At 31.4% G+C, this 20,245-nt stretch carries 15 protein-coding genes; 9 read left to right on the forward strand and 6 right to left on the reverse strand.

Features of this window, described 5'->3' with window-relative positions:
• Window positions 1-46 precede the first annotated feature (46 nt).
• The 6 genes from H3Z83_RS00325 to H3Z83_RS00350 all read right to left on the reverse strand — a co-directional run bounded on the left by H3Z83_RS00325 (window position 47) and on the right by H3Z83_RS00350 (window position 9,021).
• Window positions 47-1,819 carry an AMP-dependent synthetase/ligase gene (locus H3Z83_RS00325; RefSeq protein WP_182123489.1) on the reverse strand — a complete coding sequence of 591 codons (1,773 nt, stop codon included), beginning with the start codon at window positions 1,817-1,819 and terminating at the stop codon, window positions 47-49.
• 77 nt (window positions 1,820-1,896) lie between these two features.
• Window positions 1,897-3,183, reverse strand: coding sequence for a threonine synthase (thrC, locus tag H3Z83_RS00330; protein ID WP_182123490.1), 1,287 nt, complete (start codon window positions 3,181-3,183; stop codon window positions 1,897-1,899).
• An 8-nt stretch (window positions 3,184-3,191) separates the two neighbouring features.
• Window positions 3,192-4,124: a homoserine kinase gene (locus H3Z83_RS00335; protein ID WP_182123491.1), complete on the reverse strand. Its 933-nt coding sequence runs from the start codon at window positions 4,122-4,124 to the stop codon at window positions 3,192-3,194.
• Window positions 4,121-4,756, reverse strand: a complete 636-nt coding sequence (locus H3Z83_RS00340) for a class I SAM-dependent methyltransferase (protein WP_182123492.1) — start codon at window positions 4,754-4,756, stop codon at window positions 4,121-4,123. Before H3Z83_RS00340 ends, H3Z83_RS00335 begins: the two co-directional genes overlap by 4 nt.
• Window positions 4,757-4,765: 9 nt before the next feature.
• The gene (gene thrA, locus H3Z83_RS00345; RefSeq protein ID WP_182123493.1) at window positions 4,766-7,207 is read right to left on the reverse strand and encodes a bifunctional aspartate kinase/homoserine dehydrogenase I; all 2,442 of its coding nucleotides are present in this window, start codon (window positions 7,205-7,207) and stop codon (window positions 4,766-4,768) included.
• 251 nt (window positions 7,208-7,458) lie between these two features.
• Window positions 7,459-9,021, reverse strand: coding sequence for a hypothetical protein (locus H3Z83_RS00350; RefSeq protein WP_182123494.1), 1,563 nt, complete (start codon window positions 9,019-9,021; stop codon window positions 7,459-7,461).
• A gap of 134 nt (window positions 9,022-9,155) precedes the next feature.
• On the opposite strand from H3Z83_RS00350, the gene H3Z83_RS00355 reads away from it, so the two are divergent.
• From H3Z83_RS00355 to ilvC, 9 genes are all read left to right on the forward strand, one after another.
• Window positions 9,156-10,331: a 2-isopropylmalate synthase gene (locus H3Z83_RS00355; RefSeq protein WP_182123495.1), complete on the forward strand. Its 1,176-nt coding sequence runs from the start codon at window positions 9,156-9,158 to the stop codon at window positions 10,329-10,331.
• Entirely contained in the window at window positions 10,331-11,713 is a 1,383-nt protein-coding gene (leuC, locus tag H3Z83_RS00360; RefSeq protein WP_182123496.1) for a 3-isopropylmalate dehydratase large subunit, read from the forward strand. Before H3Z83_RS00355 ends, leuC begins: the two co-directional genes overlap by 1 nt.
• Before the next feature lies 1 nt (window position 11,714).
• A complete protein-coding gene (gene leuD, locus H3Z83_RS00365) occupies window positions 11,715-12,293 on the forward strand; it encodes a 3-isopropylmalate dehydratase small subunit (RefSeq protein WP_182123497.1) in 579 nt (192 codons plus the stop codon).
• 6 nt (window positions 12,294-12,299) lie between these two features.
• On the forward strand, window positions 12,300-13,415 hold the full coding sequence (gene leuB, locus H3Z83_RS00370) for a 3-isopropylmalate dehydrogenase (RefSeq protein ID WP_182123498.1): 1,116 nt from the start codon (window positions 12,300-12,302) through the stop codon (window positions 13,413-13,415).
• A gap of 474 nt (window positions 13,416-13,889) precedes the next feature.
• Window positions 13,890-14,804 carry a branched-chain amino acid transaminase gene (locus H3Z83_RS00375; RefSeq protein ID WP_182123499.1) on the forward strand — a complete coding sequence of 305 codons (915 nt, stop codon included), beginning with the start codon at window positions 13,890-13,892 and terminating at the stop codon, window positions 14,802-14,804.
• Window positions 14,782-16,464, forward strand: coding sequence for a dihydroxy-acid dehydratase (gene ilvD, locus H3Z83_RS00380; protein WP_182123500.1), 1,683 nt, complete (start codon window positions 14,782-14,784; stop codon window positions 16,462-16,464). Before H3Z83_RS00375 ends, ilvD begins: the two co-directional genes overlap by 23 nt.
• A gap of 10 nt (window positions 16,465-16,474) precedes the next feature.
• Window positions 16,475-18,208, forward strand: coding sequence for a biosynthetic-type acetolactate synthase large subunit (gene ilvB / locus H3Z83_RS00385; protein ID WP_182123501.1), 1,734 nt, complete (start codon window positions 16,475-16,477; stop codon window positions 18,206-18,208).
• A gap of 2 nt (window positions 18,209-18,210) precedes the next feature.
• Window positions 18,211-18,735: an acetolactate synthase small subunit gene (ilvN, locus tag H3Z83_RS00390; RefSeq protein WP_182123502.1), complete on the forward strand. Its 525-nt coding sequence runs from the start codon at window positions 18,211-18,213 to the stop codon at window positions 18,733-18,735.
• A gap of 4 nt (window positions 18,736-18,739) precedes the next feature.
• The gene (gene ilvC / locus H3Z83_RS00395; RefSeq protein ID WP_182123503.1) at window positions 18,740-20,245 is read left to right on the forward strand and encodes a ketol-acid reductoisomerase; all 1,506 of its coding nucleotides are present in this window, start codon (window positions 18,740-18,742) and stop codon (window positions 20,243-20,245) included.

Below are 20,245 nucleotides of genomic sequence, written 5' to 3' on the forward strand. Positions count from 1 at the left end.
TTATGAAAAATACCCCGATTGCACAAGTTAAACCTTAAGGGTTGATTTATTGTGAATTATATATTTTTTTATATAAATCGTTATATTTTTCTAAGATAATTTTCCTTCTCATTTTTAATGTTGGAGTTAAATGTCCAGCATCTGTTGTCCATTCGTCAGGTGTAATTTCAAACTTTTTAATTTGTTCCCATTTACCAAATCTCTTATTGTAATAATCTATTTCTTTCTGAATACGATCTACTAGTTTTTGATCGGTAGAAATACCATTAATTTTATGATTGTGTCTTTTAGCCCATTCATTTACAAAATCGAAAGATACTTGAATTAATGCTGCTGGCATTTTTTCACTTTCTCCAATAACCATTACTTGCTCTATAAAGCGAGACTTTTTTAATTCACTTTCTAAAACAGCAGGAGCAATGTATTTACCACCTGAAGTTTTAAAAATTTCTTTTTTTCTATCTGTGATTTTTAAAAATCCATCCTCATCAATTTCTCCAATATCTCCTGTGTGAATATACCCGTCTTTAATAGTTTCATTGGTTTGTTCAGGGGTTTTATAATAGCCCATCATTACATTTGGCCCTTTAACCAAAATCTCTCCATCATCAGCAATTTTAACCGTTACATCTTGAATAACTCTGCCAACGGTTCCTATTTTAAATCCTTTACTACGCATATCTGTTACCGATACTGCAGGAGAAGTTTCGGTCATACCATAACCTTCAAAAACCGGAATTCCAGCTGCTGTAAAAACTCTAATTAATCTAGGTTGCATTGGTGCACTACCAGCAAGCATAAAGTCTAAATTTCCACCCAAAGCTTGTTGCCATTTTGAAAAGATAAGTTTACGAGCTATTTTTAATTGAAATTCATACCACCAGCCATTTTCTTTATAAGGTTTATAGTTTTCTCCTAATTTTAAAGCCCAAAAGAATAAACGTTTTTTTAAACCAGATAAATCACTTCCTTTATCTACTATTTTATCAAATACTTTTTCTAATAAGCGAGGTACTACTGCCATAAAGTTAGGTTTTATTTCTCGAAGATTATCACCTATTTTTTCAATACTCTCTGCAAAATGTATTTCAAAGCCCATGTATTGACAATAATATGAAGATGCTCTTTCGAAAATATGACAAATAGGTAAGTAACTGATAGCTATTTTTTTATTATCGTTTAAATTTATTGCCTTTGCTGTAGAGAAAATATTACTCACTACATTATGATGAGAAAGCATAACACCTTTAGGTGTTCCAGTAGTTCCAGAAGTATATATTATAGTTGCTAAATCAGATGCTTGTATTGACTTTTTTCTCTGTTCAACTTCAGGTTGTATATCATTATTTTCTCCTAATTCTAAAAATGAATTCCAATCATAGTCAGTCTTAATCTCTTCAAAAGTAAATACATTTTTTAACTGAGTTTGATCTTTTACAGCCATTACTTTTTGATACAAATCATCATCAGAAACAAAACAATAAACACTATCAGAATGGTTTAAAATATAGGCATAATCTTTTTCAGAAAACGTTGGATATAACGGTACATTTATCGCTCCAATTTGCATCGTTCCAATATCTAAAACATGCCATTTGGGTTGATTGTTAGTTGTAATTACAGCTATTTTATCTCCTTTTTTTATGCCTAAACTTAATAAAGCTCTACTTACTTGATTAGCTTGTTGTATGTACTCTTGCGTTGAAATATTTTTCCAAGTTTCATTTTCTTTATACACTAAGCATTTTTGCTGTGGATAGGTTTTTAATTGATGATAAGGAAAATCGAAAAGACGCGTAATCTCAGTAGATTTATGCATAAGGGAAAGTTGATTTGGCATAAATCTATGAAAAAAAAGTGAAAGGAGGTTTCTAAAAACCTCCTTTCACTATATGATTAAGAATTTAAAAAAGTTTTTAAATTTTTATAAGAACTTATTTGTAAAGAACTCTTTTTCTTATTCATAATTGATTGAATTTGCTTCGGAATAGCTACTTGTAAGTCCAAAGTCTCTTCAACCACTTCTAAAAACTTTACAGGATGTGCTGTTTCTAAAAACAGACATAATGTGTTTGAATTGTTCTTTAAATACTCTTTAGCACCTAAATAACCTACAGCTCCATGAGGATCGGCGATGTATTTGCTGCTTTTGTAAATAGCCTTCATTGCTTCTCGCGTTTCTTTATCAGTAAATGAGTAAGATGAAAAAGTATTTTTTAGTGAGTCTAAATCGTTATTAAACAATTCTTGAATACGTATAAAGTTACTTGGGTTTCCAACATCCATAGCATTAGAAATTGTAGCTTTAGATGGCTTAGGGTTATAAACACCATCTTTTAAATAATTAGGAACGGTGTCATTTACATTAGTAGCTGCTACAAAATGCTTAATAGGTAATCCTAATTTTTGAGCCATGATACCTGCACAAATATTTCCGAAATTTCCACTAGGAACCGAAAATACTACTTCCTTTTGCTGTTTGTGTACTTGTTTGTACGCAAAGAAAAAATAAAACAATTGTGGTAACCAACGTGCAATATTTATAGAATTAGCTGAGGTTAAGGTACGTTCTATTTCGCTATCTAAAAAAGCAGTTTTTACCATATCTTGGCAATCATCAAAAACACCATTTACTTCCAAAGCAGTAATGTTTTGGCCTAAAGTAGTCAGTTGTTTTTCTTGAATGTCACTTACTTTTCCACTTGGATAGAGTATTACCACGTCTACACCTTTTACTCCTAAAAAACCATCGGCAACAGCACCACCTGTATCACCAGAAGTAGCTACTAATACAGTAACTTTATTGTTGTTATTTCTATTAAAATAGCCCAAGCAACGCGCCATAAAACGAGCACCTACATCTTTAAATGCCATGGTAGGACCGTGAAAAAGCTCTAAGATTCCAATATTTTCTTCAACTTGAACAATAGGAAAATCAAAGGATAATGTTTCTTTGATAATTTGCTGCAAGGTTTCAGTAGGTATTTCATCACCTACAAATTGTTTGATCGCTTGATAGGCAATTTCCTCATTGGAATAATCTTCAATATTTTGAATGAAATCGTTATCTAAAGGAGTAATATTCTCAGGAAAGTACAATCCACGATCAGGAGCTAATCCATTAACAACAGCTTCTTGAAAGCTAACCTTTGGTGATTTTTTATTAAGACTATAATAGTTCATTGTTGTATTTATTTTGTTTCTAAAACTTTAACTCCTAGCGTATTTATTTTTGACGTAAAAAGATTAAAATCAATGTTTTTGTCACTGTAAGCATTTTGTATAGCTTTGTATACATTAGTTGCTGATTTTTTACCTTTACATAAGGCAAAAATTGTAGGGCCAGAACCAGATATTCCTGCTCCTAAAGCCCCAGCTTTGATAGCTTCATTCTTTACTAAATCAAAATGAGGAATTAAATGTTTTCTCGCAGGTTCTACAATAACATCTGTTAACGAATTAGCGATTAGTTGATAATCATTGGTATGCAACCCACTTACTAATCCGCCTACATTAGCCCATTGTGTAATGGCATCTTTTAAAGGAACGTTTTCAGGTAAAACTTCTCTAGCATCTTTTGTCTTTACTTCAATTTGAGGATGGATGGCAACCAATTGTAGTTCATCAGGTACGGGAAGTTTTACAATGTCTAAAGGTTCATAACTTCTTATTAAAACAAACCCACCAAATATTGCGGCTGCAACATTATCAGCAATAGGAGTACCGCAAGCAGCTTCTTCGCCTAGCATAGCGAATTTTGTTAGTTCTAAAGTAGAAAATGGTTTACCTAATAATTCATTAACCCCAAAAGCAGCTCCACCAGAACTTGCAGCGCTACTTCCTAAACCACTACCTGGAGAATATCCTTTGTGCATGGTAATTTCAATACCAAAATCAACTGGATGTTGTTTTAGCATAGCCAATGCAACTACACCTGCTACATTTTTAGTAGGGCCTGAAGACAAACCATTAGCACCGGTTATTTGTGTTATTTTTACTCCTTTTTTTACTGTTTTTGTAAAAGTCATTTCGTCTCCAATGGTATCTACGGCAAAACCCATAGAGTCAAAACCACAAGAAACGTTAGCAACAGTTGCTGGAGCAAATATTTTTATATAATTCATTTTTTTGCAATTAAAAACAAGTCAGTATCACCTTTGATAGTACCTTCTTGATATTCTTTTGTATAATTTTCTAGTAACTGAAATTTATTATCCTGTATAGCTTCAATTAAATATTCTGGATTATGGTAATGAATAAACATGCGATTTTTTCCATCAAAACTTGTTTTAAATACTGAATCAGTATCATAATCTCCGATCATTGTACTTATGTAAAGTATCCCATTTTTGTTTAAGCAGCTATATGCCTCATTAATTAATTGAACACTTTCTTCCTTTGAAATATAAGGGAAACAAAAACCAAAAACTATAATATCAAACTTCTGATGTAAATTTTTAATATTCCTGCAATCTAAGAGTTTAAAATTTGCATTAGGCACATTCTCTTTTGCTAATTGAATCATGTTTTCAGTAGCATCAATACCCAAAATTTTAAAATCATTCCTGCTAGAAAGTAAATACTTTGTAATATTAACAGGGCCAGAAGCCACATCTAAAACCGTTTGATGAGCTTTTTTAGTGTGTTTTAAAAGTTTATTATAGCTATGATGGTACACCGTAGCATCCATGAATTTATCATGATATTGCTGTGATATCTTATTATAAGTTTCAATGATATTTTTATACTTATCCACTACCATAATTTAATTGTTGCCTATTCTAATTACATCAGCAAAAATTCCAGAAGCAGTTACATCAGCACCTGCTCCAGCACCTTTTATTTGCAAAGGGTTTATAGAGTATCTATCTGTAAAAAATAAAACAATATTATCACTACCTTCTAAATTATAAAAAGGATGATCAGCTGGAATATGTTGTAAACCAACATTAGCTTTACCATTTTCAAATTCAGCAACATATTTTAATCGACAATTTTTATCATTAGCTTCTTTAAACATTTTTTGAAAATGTGCTTCAAATTCAGTTAAACTTTTGTAAAAGGCATCATTATCACTTGTGTTTAAGCTTTTTTCAGGTAAAAAAGAGTTGTTGTCTATGTCAGATAACTCAAGTTTATAACCACTTTCACGAGCCAGAATTAGAATTTTTCTAGCAACATCAACTCCACTTAAATCAATTTTTGGATCAGGTTCAGTAAATCCTTGCTCTTGTGCAACTTTAACTACATCATGAAAAGTGTTTTGATTATTAAAATTATTGAAAACAAAATTTAATGTACCTGATAAAACTGCTTGAATTTTATGAATTCTATCACCAGAAGCAACAAGGTTTTTTAAAGTATCTATAACTGGTAATCCAGCACCAACATTAGTCTCAAATAAAAACGGCGCGTTATATTTACTAGAAACTCTCTTCAGTTTTTTATAATTATCTAAATCAGATGCACAAGCAATTTTATTACAAGTAACTACAGCTATATTATTACGTAAATAGTTTTCATAAACTTCAGAAACTTTCTGATTGGCTGTATTGTCAACAAAAACAGAGTTACGAAAGTTATAGGATTTTACTTCTTCAAAAAATGATTGTAAAGAACTTTCTTTTCCATTTGCTAAGCTATCTTTCCAAATAGATAAATCAATACCCTCTTCATTAAAATACATTTTTCGTGAATTTGAAATTCCAATTACTCGAATATTTAATTTCAAATTTTCTTTTAAGAATTCTCTTTGTTGATGTATTTGTGCTAAAAAGCGTTCTCCTACATTTCCAACTCCAGTAACAAATAGGTTTAATTGCTTTATTTTTTCTTCAAAAAACTGCTCATGTAAAGTATTCAAGGCTTTTTTAGCATCAGAACTATTAATAACAGCTGAGATATTTTTTTCTGAAGCTCCTTGTGCAATGGCTCTAACATTTACATTATTTTTACCCAAAGCACTAAACATTTGACCACTTAAACCTTGGTGGTTTTTCATGTTGTCACCTACCAATGCAATAATTGCTAAGTTATTTTCTACTAAAACTGGATTTAGTTTATGTTGTTGAATTTCAAAAGAAAATACTTCGTTTAAAGACTTTTCAGCAAGCAAGGCATCTTCTTCATAAATACCAATACATATAGAATGTTCTGATGAAGCCTGTGTTATCAATACTACATTAATATTTTGTTGTGACAACGTTTCAAACATGCGTTTAGAAAAACCAGGAATGCCCACCATACCACTACCTTCTAGGGTAAGCAAATTAATATTTTCAATATGTGTAATTCCTTTTACAGGCTTGTTATTTGTTGATTCTTTTGAAATAAGAGTTCCTTGGTTTTCTGGGTCGAAAGTATTTTTTATTCGAATAGGAATTTCTTTTTCTAAAACAGGCTGAATAGTAGGAGGGTACAAGACTTTTGCACCAAAATGAGATAATTCCATAGCTTCTTCATACGAAATCTGAGTAATTGGAAATGCTTGTTTTACCACTCTTGGATTCGCAGAGTACATACCGCTAACATCTGTCCAAATTTGTAATTCATTGGCTCCTAAAACAGCTGCATAAATAGCTGCAGAATAATCAGAACCTCCACGGCCTAAAGTAGTTGTTTCGCCTTTTTCATCAGCAGCTATAAAACCACCTAAAATAGTTATGTCAAACGAATTATCTTCAAAATAATTGATGCAATTTTTGTAAGTAAGATTAAAGTTTACTTGTGCGTTTAAAGAGTCATTATTTGTAATTATAAGTTCTCTACTGTCTTTATGAGTTGCATTTAATAATTCTTTGGCAGCATTTGCAATAATGTAAGAAGATAACCTTTCTCCGAAACTAGCAACTTTTGCAAGTGTTTTAGAAGAGAGTTCTTGTAATAAAAAAACACCTTCATATATCGCCTTTAATCGATTAAACAATTGTTGAACTTCTTGAATTACTTCTGATTGATTTTTAGAAATAATAAGTTCTTTAATTATAGAAAAGTGCAATTCTTCTAATTCGCTAATAGGTTTAGCGATTAGATTGTTATCTTTTAATGCTAATTGTGCGGTGGTAAGTAGTTTATCGGTAGTTTTTCCAAAAGCAGATACTACAATAACTGTTTTTTCTTGATTAGAAACTTGTTTTACAATGTGTAAAACTTTTTTAATGTTTTGATGATTGGCAACTGATGATCCACCAAATTTTAAAACTTTCATAATAAAATATGTAAAATTATAAACTGATTTTGTGTGAGTTATCTTTTTTGAATCTTTCAAAAATATAACTATAGCCTAAGATGATATGTAAATGTAGAACCCCTAAAGGGTACCCGTAATAATTGTAGAAAATGTTGTGCCAACAAAAGAGGTCGTAAGATTCACGACTGATAAAGAATTAATATTTTCTTTGTTGTTTAACATCAATCCAAAGTTATACTTTTTTTTTAATAAAGCTTATTTTTTATAAATTATTTTCTCAGACGCTTTTTAGCTTTCTCTTGAATAATTTCAGAAACAGATTTGTTTTCTATTTTACTTTCTAACCATGAAAGGATATCTAGGTACAAAAAAGCTCTTTTTTCATATGGATGATTTTCGTATATTTTTAATCGACTATGAATCTTTTTAAATTCATTTTTTATTTGATGTGGAAAAACATCGCCTAGAGATTTAATAGAAATAATAAATTCTTTTTGAACTTCCTGCAAGTTTTCCATTTTTAATAAAAACTTATAGGTTTCTTTAAACTGTATTTCTAAATGATAGTCCAAACCACATTCGTAATGAGCAATTAAATTTAAAATTCTGGCAAAACATTGTAAATCTTCCCCTACATACAATTTTTTTGCATTAATAATTTTAGAGAGATATTCAATACACTTTTTATTTTCTCCCATTCCAAAATATAAACAAGCAATTTTGTAGTATAATGTTATAATATGATGTCTGTCTAAACGATTATAGTACTCTTTAATTTTAGAGTTAATAGTATTAACTAAATACTCACCATCTTTAAATGTTCCTTTTAAGAAATGTTTATGTAATTGATTTGTGTAGAAATATTGAAAAATTAAAATTTCAGTATTACCATTTATTGGAATTCTCTTTTCATCTATAGCAGATTCAAAATAGGAAAGCTCTTTGTTAAACTCTTTTTCATGCTGAATGAAAAACAAAGATTCTAGTAAGTAATTCATTCCTTTTAAATAAAAAATAGGATTGAGCTGTATCATTTTTGGATACTCTCTAAAAAGGTTCATCCAATTAGAGGAATACTTATAACCATGTAAGAAATTCTGAGTTAAAAAACTTCGCCATAAATGTGCTTTGTATAACCATAAACGTTCTCTAAAACCTAATAAGTTGAAATCAAAAGAAGGCAAGTGTGACTCAAAATAAGTGTTGATTTTTATTAGTTCTTTGTCGTTACGAGCATACCCTGTTTTTAGTAAAATACCATAGAGTTGAAGTGATAAATTAGACAACTTACTTGTAATAACATTTTGCTGACTTAATTTTTTTGCTTGTATTGTTAATTCGTCAGCTCTAGTATCTATGCTTCTAGTTATGTATTGACTTTCAATTACCTTTTCGAACTCTACAATTTCATAAGCAACATTTTTTTCCTCATTTTCAATAGCCATTATTTTTGCTTTGTCTAGCAATTTTAAGCTTTGTTTATATAATCCTTTTTGATACAATACTGTAGCAAAATCTATTTGTTCACGTATTTGCACCCTTATGTTTTTATGAACAGGGTTCATTCGTAAACTAATCAATATTTGTTTATACAAATGAGCTTTTAAATTAGAAAGTTGTTGTTTGCTAACAATACCACTATTAATAATAGATTTCTCATCATATTTTTTTTGCTTTTCTAAAAATTTAAAAAGAGTGAAAAATTTAGCTTCCATATTACCATCTAAACGACCAATATACAGGTGGAATTGACGCTTTTCTGATTTTGTTAAAGATTGAATCAGAATAAATAAAGAATCATTTTGTTGGTTAGCTCTTGTAAAATAATTCATTTTAAGATGTTATTGGTCAGTTTATTAGCTTTTTGTTATTGTTTTTTGATGTCGTAAATGATATTTGAAAAAATAGCACTTCTGAAAAGCCAATATATACATTTGATTGATATAATGACAATTATTTAAATAGAATGAATAACGATAAAATCCAAATTTTCGATACTACTTTAAGAGATGGAGAACAGGTTCCTGGTTGTAAACTGGATACTAAACAAAAATTAGTAATAGCGGAACGACTAGATTTTTTGGGAGTTGATATTATAGAAGCTGGTTTTCCTGTTTCGAGCCCAGGTGATTTTACTTCTGTTAATGAAATAGCAAAGATTGTTAAGAACGCAACAGTTTGTGGATTAACCAGAGCCGTTAAAAAGGATATTGAAATAGCAGTGGAGGCATTAAAAGTAGCTGTGAAACCCAGAATTCATACAGGAATAGGAACTAGTGAATCTCATATTAAATACAAATTTAATTCTTCTCAAGAGGAAGTAATAAGAAGAGGAAGAGAAGCAGTTTCATATGCTAGAAACTTTGTAGATGATGTAGAGTTTTATGCAGAAGATGCTGGTAGGACTGACAATGCATTTTTAGCTAAAGTTTGTGAAGAAATGATTAAGGCTGGAGCTACAGTATTAAACATTCCAGATACTACGGGATATTGTTTACCAGACGAATATGGAGCAAAAATCAAGTATTTAAAGGATAATGTAAAGGGTATTGATAATGTAACTATTTCTTGCCATTGTCATAACGATTTAGGTTTGGCAACTGCAAATTCAATTGCTGGAGCAATCAATGGAGCTCGACAAATAGAATGTACGGTAAATGGAATTGGAGAGCGTGCTGGAAATACTGCTTTAGAAGAGGTGGTGATGATTTTAAAACAACACCCTTATTTGAATTTACAAACCGACATTAATACTAAATTATTATACGATACAAGTATGATGGTTCGTGAAAGCATGGGAATGCCTGTTCAGCCTAATAAAGCAATTGTTGGAGCAAATGCTTTTGCACATAGTTCAGGAATACATCAAGACGGAGTGATTAAAAATCGTGAAACCTATGAGATTATTGATCCTGCAGATGTAGGAGTTACAGAAAGTGCTATTGTATTAACAGCTAGAAGTGGTAGAGCAGCTTTGGCTTATAGAGCTAAGAGAGTAGGATATGAGCTTACCAAAATTCAGTTAGACACGGCTTATAAGACCTTTTTAAAATTTGCAGATAAGCAAAAAGAAGTAATAGATGAAGATATTCATCTAATAATGAAACAAGTCAATAAAATCTCTAAAATAGCTATTGCCTAATGGGAAAAACATTATTTGATAAAGTTTGGGATGCCCATGTGGTAGATTCAATCAAAGATGGACCACAAATTTTATACATAGACAAGCATTTAATTCATGAAGTAACAAGTCCACAAGCGTTTAACGAACTTAAAGAACGAAACATACCAATAGCGAGACCTGATAAAATTGTGGCTACAGCTGATCATAATACGCCTACAGTAAATCAACATTTACCTATTAAAGATGAGCTTTCTAGAAATCAATTAGAACAGTTAACAAAAAATTGTAAGGAGAATGGTATTACTTTGTATGGTCTAGGTCATAAATACAACGGAATTGTACATGTAATGGCTCCGGAGTTAGGAATTACACAACCAGGTATGACGATGGTTTGTGGAGATAGCCATACATCTACTCATGGAGCGTTTGGAACTATTGCTTTTGGTATAGGCACGAGTCAAGTAGCACAGGTATTTGCTAGTCAATGTTTATTGTTAGAAAAGCCAAAAAGTTTACGAGTATCTGTTAACGGAAAACTTAAAAAAGGTGTACTACCCAAAGACGTAATTCTATACATTATTTCTCAATTAGGAACGAATTCAGGAACAGGATATTTCTGTGAATATGCAGGAAATGTTTTTGAAGAAATGTCTATGGAAGGCAGAATGACGGTTTGTAATATGAGTATTGAAATGGGAGCAAGAGGAGGAATGATAGCTCCTGATGAAACTACTTTTAAATATGTGAAAGGAAGAGAGTTTGCTCCTAAAGGTTCAAAGTTTGATAAGAAAGTAGCGAAGTGGAAAATGTTAAAGACTGATGAAAATGCAGTTTTTGATAAAGAATACACTTTCAAAGCAGAAGATATTGAACCAATGCTTACTTACGGAACAAATCCAGGAATGGGAATTAAGATTACTGAGACTATTCCACAGGAAAATGATGCTTCTTTTGAGAAATCTTTATCATATATGAACTTTCAAAAAGGAGAAAGTTTAGTTGATAAGAAAATTAATTATGTTTTTATAGGTAGCTGTACAAACTCTAGAATTGAAGATTTTAGAGTTGCAGCTTCATACGTAAATGGAAAACAAAAAGCACAAAATGTGAATGCTTGGTTGGTACCAGGATCACAACAAATCGCTAGACAAATTCAAGAAGAAGGTTTACAAACTATTTTCGAAAGCGCTGGTTTTGAGTTAAGACAACCTGGATGTTCAGCTTGTTTAGCGATGAATGATGATAAAATTCCGGAAGGAGAGTATTGTGTTTCAACTTCAAACAGAAATTTTGAAGGGCGTCAAGGACAAGGTGCAAGAACTATTTTAGCAAGTCCTTTAATGGCAGCTGCAACTGCAATAGAAGGTAGAATTATAGACATCACAAAACACTTAAATTAAGATGGAAAAGTTTGTAAAATTGATTGACACGGCGATTCCGTTATCAACAGAGAATATAGATACAGATCAAATAATTCCAGCACGCTTTTTAAAAGCAACTGATAAAAAAGGTTTTGGAGATAATGTATTTAGAGATTGGAGATTTCATAAAGATGGAACAACTAATGAAGATTTTGTTTTAAATAATGAAAAATATAGAGGAAGCATATTAGTTGCGGGCGATAATTTTGGTTGTGGTTCTAGCAGAGAACATGCTGCTTGGGCATTAGCAGGCTATGGTTTTAAAGTAGTAATTAGTAGCTTTTTTGCAGATATTTTTAAAGGAAATGCATTAAATAATGGAATCTTACCGATACAAGTATCACAAGATTATTTGAAGAAGCTATTGCGAAAAACAAGCAATGACCCTGAAGCAATTCTAATTGTAAATTTAGAAAATCAAATATTGAAAACACCAGTAGGTAATACTGAATTTGAAATTAATTCATACAAGAAATTGTGCTTATTAAATGGATATGATGACATTGATTTTTTAATCAGTAAAAAAGATAAAATTAAAAATTTTGAAGAAGCAATTTAAAAGTATATGAAATTTAATATAGCAGTAATTCCAGGTGACGGAATAGGACCAGAAGTAATAGAACAAGCTAAAAAAGCATTAAATGCTGTAGCAGATGTTTATGATCATACATTTTTATATAAAGAAGCTTTAATGGGAGCTTGTGCTATTGATAAAACAGGAAACCCTTTACCTGATAAAACATTGACTTTGTGTAAGCAATCGGACGCTATTTTATTTGGAGCTATTGGAGATCCTAAATATGATAATGACCCAACAGCTAAAGTGCGCCCTGAACAAGGGTTGTTACGTTTACGAAAAGAGTTAGGTTTATTTTCTAATCTACGACCTGTAAAAGCTTATGATAAGTTGATTAAAAATTCACCCTTGAAAGAGGAAGTTATAAAAGGAACTGATATTGCTATTTATAGAGAGTTAACAGGTGGTGTTTATTTTGGAATTAAAGAGTTAAGTGATGATGGAAAAATAGCTTTTGATGGATGTTCATATTCAGAGGAAGAGATTGAAAGAGTTGCCCATTTGGCATTTAAAGCATCACAAACCAGACGTAAAAAATTAACCTTAGTTGATAAAGCAAATGTTTTAGAAACTTCAAGATTGTGGCGTAAAACTGTGACTAATTTAGCAACTCAATATCCAGATGTTAAGCTTGAATTTTTATTTGTAGATAACGCTGCAATGCAACTAATTTTAAATCCAAAACAGTTTGATGTAATTTTAACTGAAAACTTGTTTGGAGATATTATTTCAGATGAAGCAAGTGTTATAGGAGGTTCTATTGGTTTGTTAGCTTCAGCATCCATAGGAAAAGAAAATGCTTTATTTGAGCCAATTCACGGATCGTTTCCACAAGCAAAAGGGAAAGATATTGCAAATCCGTTGGCTTCAATTTTATCAGCAGCGATGTTATTAGAGCATTTAGGTCTACATGAAGAGGCTCAAACAATTGAAAAGGCTGTTGAAAAATCTTTAGAACTAGGAATTACTACAGAAGATATTAATTCAGAAAAGGCATTTTCAACAAGTAAAGTAGGAGATTTTATTGCAGATTATATTCAGCATCAAGAAGATAGTAATTTAAATTTCCAGAATATTCATATGGGACAAATCACTATTATTTAATTAATTTTTAAAAATTAATTAGGATAATTAAAATTTTATTCTAAATATTTGTGGCATCAAATGAAAAAACAAATTTTAAATATCATTTCTATTATTGTCATTGTGATTATTTCACAAGGATAGGGAATGCATTTAGATAACTATAAATTATAAAAAGGCTTCCTACATGTAGGAAGCCTTTTTTAGTTAGAACAAATATGAATTTAAGCATACATAACGTAGTAATCTTAATTATTGTCATTATTAACTCACCACCGAGTTGATACAGATAATTATTGCTATACAATAAAGCCTGTGTCAATTTTGATACAGGCTTTTTTTATGCATTGAATATGAGAGAATTAAAATCATAACTAACTGAAAATCAAAGATATTTGTTTTGAATCCGTCAAGTAGATATCATCAATAAGAACAAAAAAAATCATTTATAAAAAGACAATAAAATAATTTCGAATAGCAAAACAACAAGCAACAATGTATTACAACGAAGAAAGTGTAATTTATTATAACGGAAAATTTATCAAAGCAAAAGAAGCATCAGAAAATCCATATAGTCAAAGCTTACACTATGGAAATGGTGTTTTTGAAGGCATAAGAGCTTACAACACACCAAATGGAACAAGAATTTTTAAATCAGAAGAGCATTATAAAAGATTAAAATATGGTGCCGAAGTAATGGGTATCCAATTTAATTATACAGCAGATGAATTAACAAAGCTAACCTATGAGTTATTAGAGCGCAATGGATTAAAAGATGCCTACATCCGTCCATTAATTACTACAGGAGCTAATATGAGTTTGTTAACTTCTAATGAAACCAACTTAATTATTCAGTGTTGGGAATGGGGAAAGTATATGGGAGATAAGTTACTCCGAGTGAAAACATCTTCGTTTCAACGTCCAAACCCTAAGTCTTGTTTTGTAGAAGCTAAAGTAACTGGGCATTACATCAATTCAATTTTATCAACAAATGAAGCAAAGAATAATGGCTATGATGAAGCTTTATTGTTAGATATGAACGGGAACGTAGCAGAGTGTTCGGGAGCAAATATTTTTATGCAAAAAGGAGGGAAATTATATACACCACCAAGAGGTCATATTATGGCAGGAATTACAAGAGCAACAGTAATTGATTTATGTAAAGAGACAGGTATATCTATTGAAGAAAAACATTTCACATTGGAAGAGCTTAAAAATGCAGATGCTTGTTTTTTTACAGGTACAGCTGCTGAAGTAGTAGGACTACAATCATTAGATGACTACAAGTTTCCTTTAGATTGGGAGAAGTCATACGGGTATCAATTAATGAAATTATATAAAGACGAAGTATTAGGCCTTATGTCAAAAAAGAAAAGCGAGTTAAGTAATGAAATTAAACAAGCACAGTAGTAGATTAACGCAAGACGAATCTCAACCAGCATCACAGGCAATGTTATATGCGGTTGGGTTAACTGATGAAGACATGAGTAAAGCTCAAGTTGGTATTGCGAGTACAGGTTATGATGGTAATCCGTGTAACATGCATTTAAACAATTTAGCAGCAGAAGTTAAAGTTGAGTGTAAAATTACCGATATGGTTGGATTAGGTTTCAATACTATTGGAGTCTCAGATGGGATTTCTATGGGAACATCGGGTATGAATTATTCGTTAGCATCTAGAGATATTATAGCTGATTCAATTGAAACAGTTATGAATGCACAAAGTTACGATGCATTAGTTTCTGTAGTTGGTTGTGATAAAAATATGCCAGGAGCAGTAATAGCAATGTTGCGGTTAAACCGTCCATCAATTATAATGTACGGCGGAACCATTGCCTCTGGAAATTACAAAGGAAGGAAATTAAATATTGTTTCTGCTTTTGAAGCTTTAGGTCAAAAAGTTGCAGGAGAGATTGATGAAGATGAATATATGGAAATTATAAAAAGAGCCATTCCTGGAGCTGGAGCTTGTGGAGGTATGTATACCGCAAATACAATGGCTTCTGCTATAGAGTGTATGGGTTTTTCATTACCATATAATTCATCAATTCCTGCAGAAAACCCTAATAAATTATCGGAAGCTGAAAGAACAGCTTTAGCCATTAAAAACTTATTAGAATTAGATTTAAAACCATTAGATATTATTTCTAAAAAATCATTAGAAAATGCAATTGCATTAGTAAACGCCCTTGGAGGTTCTACCAATGCAGTACTACACTTTTTAGCAATTGCACATGCTGCTGATATTGAATTTACTTTAGATGATATTCAAAAAGTCACTGATAGAACTCCTTTAATAGCTGATTTAAAACCATCAGGAAAATATTTAATGGAAGATGTACATGGAGTTGGAGGAACGCCAGCAGTAATGAAATACTTATTAGATAATGAATATTTACATGGAGATTGTTTAACGGTAACAGGAAAAACTTTAGCCGAAAATTTAGCAGATGTTGAACCTCTTTCTTTTGAAGATGAGCAAGATGTAATATATCCAAAAGATAAAGCTCTAAAGTCATCAGGAAATATTCAGATAATTTACGGAAATCTAGCCGCTGAAGGAGCTGTAGCAAAAATATCTGGAAATGAAGGTTTACTTTTTGAAGGAAAGGCTGTGGTATATGATGGAGAACAAGCTGCCAATGAAGGAATATCAAATGGTGAAGTAGAAAAAGGAGATGTAGTAGTTATTAGATACGTTGGTCCAAAAGGAGGTCCAGGAATGCCAGAAATGCTAAAACCAACTTCATTAATAATGGGAGCAGGTTTAGGAAAATCAGTCGCTTTAATTACAGATGGTCGTTTTTCTGGAGGAACTCATGGATTTGTAGTAGGACATATTACACCCGAAGCACAATCTGGAGGAACTATAGGTTTACTAGAAACTGGAGATAAAATAAGAATTAGTGCGGAAGATAACTCTATAAATGTTTTGATTTCTGATAAAGAATTAGCAGAAAGAAAATCAAAGTGGATAGCTCCAGCATTAAAACATAAAAAAGGAATACTATATAAATATGCAAAAACTGTTGCATCAGCATCTAAAGGATGTGTAACGGACGCATTTTAACATCATAAATATGAATACAAAGACCCAAACACAATCTAAAACAGATTCAAAACAGAAAGTACATGTTTCAGGTGCAGAAGCTGTTGTAAAATGTTTATTAGAAGAAGGAGCCGATTTAATTTATGGATATCCTGGTGGGGCAATTATGCCTGTATATGACGAATTATATAAATATCAAGACAAGATTAATCATGTATTAACTCGTCATGAGCAAGGAGCAACACATGCAGCACAAGGATTTGCAAGAGCAACAGGTAAAGTAGGGGTCGCCATTGCAACTTCAGGGCCTGGTGCTACGAACTTAATTACTGGTATTGCAGATGCACAAATAGATTCTACACCAATGGTATGTATTACAGGGCAAGTGACAGAACATTTATTAGGGTCTGATGCATTTCAAGAAACAGACATTGTAGGAATTTCTACACCAGTTACTAAATGGAATTATCAAATAACAAAAGCGTCAGAAATACCAGAAGTATTTGCAAAAGCATTTTATATAGCTAAATCAGGAAGACCAGGACCGGTACTAATTGATATCACTAAAAATGCACAATTTGAAACTTTTGATTTTGAATATGAAAAATGTACTTCAATACGTAGTTATAAAGCAAAATCTAAAGTCAATATAGAAGAAGTAAAAGAAGCAGCAGCACTAATCAATAGTGCTAAAAAGCCTATGGTAGTTTTTGGGCAAGGAGTTATTTTAGGAGAAGCAGAAGAGGGGTTTAAAAAGTTTATAGAAAAAACAGGAATTCCATCAGCATGGACAATTTTAGGTTTATCAGCATTACCAACAGATCATGAATTGAATGTAGGTATGGTAGGAATGCATGGTAATTATGCACCTAATAAATTAACCAATGAATGTGATTTATTAATTGCTGTAGGAATGCGTTTTGATGATCGTGTTACTGGAAATTTAAATACCTATGCTAAACAAGCAAAAGTAATTCATTTTGAAATAGATCCAGCAGAAGTAGATAAAAATGTAAAAACAGATGTAGCAGTTTTAGGAGATGTAAAAGAGAGTTTAGCAGAAATTTTACCGTTTGTGAATAAAAACTCGCATGAAAACTGGCTTCAAGAATTTAGAAAATTAGATGCTATTGAGTTTGATAAAGTTCAAAAAGATGATTTATACCCTACTAAAGAAGGACTTACTATGGGAGAGGTGTTGAAGGAAATTAATAATGCTTCAGGTGGAGATGCAGTAATTGTATCTGATGTAGGGCAACATCAAATGTTTGCTTGTCGCTATGCTAAATTTAATCAAACTAAAAGTAATATAACTTCAGGAGGATTAGGTACGATGGGATTTGCACTACCAGCAGCAATTGGAGCAAAAATGGGAGTGCCAAATAGAGAAGTGGTTATGATAGCTGGAGATGGAGGTTATCAAATGACAATTCAAGAGTTAGGAACTATTTTACAAACGAAAGCAGCTGTTAAAATTGTTGTTTTAAACAATGAGTATTTAGGAATGGTACGTCAGTGGCAACAATTGTTTTTTGATAAAAGATATGCATCAACAGAGATGACGAATCCTGATTTTATAGCTATTGCGAAAGGGTATAGTATAGAAGCAAAAAGAGTTACAAAAAGAGAAGATTTAGAAAGTTCAATTCAAGAAATGATGGAATCTAAAGACGCATACTTTTTAGAAGTTTGTGTTGAAAAAGAAAACAATGTATTTCCAATGATACCAACAGGAGCATCAGTTTCAGATATAAGATTAGAATAATTATGGAAAATAGACAAACATATACAGTTTCGGTTTATACAGAAAATAATGTGGGATTGTTGAATAGAATTTCAGGAATCTTTTTAAGAAGACATATTAATATTGAAAGCATGAATATTTCTAAATCGGAAATAAAAAGTGTTTCAAGAATCACATTGTTAGTAAAAGTAACTGAAGAACAGATTAAAAAGATTATTGGACAAATAGAAAAACAAGTAGAGGTAATCAAAGCTTATTATCATACAGATAAAGATACAATATATCAAGAGTCTTGTATGTTTAAACTAAGCTCAGATTTACTGATGGAAAATGATGAAATACAAACTATTATTAATAATAGTAAATCTAGAGTAATTAATATTAATAAGGAATTTTTTGTGCTTGAAAAATCAGGAACAAAAGAAGAAATAGAAGAATTATATCGCACATTAGATAAACATGGAATTATGCAGTTTATTCGTTCAGGACGTATTGCAATAACCAAAGATGAAATGAGAATATCCACTTTATTATCAACAAACAACTAAAAAAATGACAACAAATTATTTCAACACGCTATCGTTAGCAGGAAAATTAGAACAACTTGCAAAATGTAGGTTTATGGATTCTTCGGAATTTTCAGAAGGAGTTAAAGCATTAGAAAATAAAAAAGTCGTTATTATTGGTTGTGGTGCTCAAGGTTTAAATCAAGGTTTAAATATGAGAGATTCAGGTTTAGATGTATCTTATGCATTACGACCTGCTGCAATTGAAGAAAAGAGAGCTTCTTATAAAAATGCTACTGAAAACAATTTTAATGTTGCAACATTTGAAGAGTTAATACCTACTGCAGATTTAGTATTAAACTTAACACCAGATAAGCAACATACACGAGTTGTAAAAACAGTAATACCTTTAATGAAAAAAGGAGCAACATTATCGTATTCTCATGGGTTTAATATTGTTGAAGAAGGAATGAAAATTCGTGAAGATTTAACAGTAATAATGGTAGCACCTAAATGCCCAGGAACAGAAGTAAGAGAAGAGTATAAAAGAGGTTTTGGAGTACCAACATTAATAGCGGTTCACCCAGAGAATGACCCAGAAAATAAAGGATGGGCACAAGCAAAAGCTTATGCAGTGGCTACAGGAGGACATAAAGCAGGAGTTTTAGAATCGTCTTTTGTAGCTGAGGTAAAAAGTGATTTAATGGGTGAACAAACCATTTTATGTGGCGTATTACAAACAGCATCTATTTTATCTTTTGATAGAATGTTGGAGGAAGGAATTGAACCTACATATGCTGCTAAGTTAATTCAATATGGTTGGGAAACAATTACAGAAGCTTTAAAACATGGAGGAATTACTAATATGATGGATCGCTTATCAAATCCAGCAAAAATAAAAGCATTTGAAATATCGGAAGAGTTAAAAACAATATTAGAACCATTGTTTGTTAAACATATGGATGATATTATGTCTGGTCATTTTTCTAAAACAATGATGGAAGATTGGGCAAACGATGATGTAAATTTATTATCATGGAGAGCAGCAACTGGAGAAACAGCTTTTGAAAAAACTGAAGCAACAGAAGTAGAAGTGAGTGAACAAGAATATTTTGATCATGGAACTTTAATGGTAGCTTTTGTAAGAGCAGGAGTTGAGCTAGCATTTGATACAATGGTAGCATCTGGAATTAAAGAAGAATCAGCGTACTACGAGTCTTTACATGAATTACCATTAATAGCAAATACAGTAGCAAGAAAGAAATTATATGAAATGAATCGTATTATTTCAGATACAGCAGAATATGGGTGTTATTTGTTTGATCACGCAGCAAAACCGTTATTAGTTGATTTTATGAAAAAAGTGAATACTTCTGTCATAGGTAAATCATATGCATCTTCTAATGAAGTAGATAATTTAAATTTAATTAAGGTAAACGAAGCTGTGCAAGGCCATCCAATTGAAAAAATAGGAAAAACCTTAAGGGCGTCAATGACAGCAATGAAAACAATAAGTCAAGAAGAGAAAAAAGAAGCAGTAGTTTTCCATTAA

The sequence above is a fragment of the Tenacibaculum pelagium genome (genome assembly GCF_014062345.1).
In the GTDB taxonomy this organism is placed as follows: domain Bacteria; phylum Bacteroidota; class Bacteroidia; order Flavobacteriales; family Flavobacteriaceae; genus Polaribacter; species Polaribacter pelagius.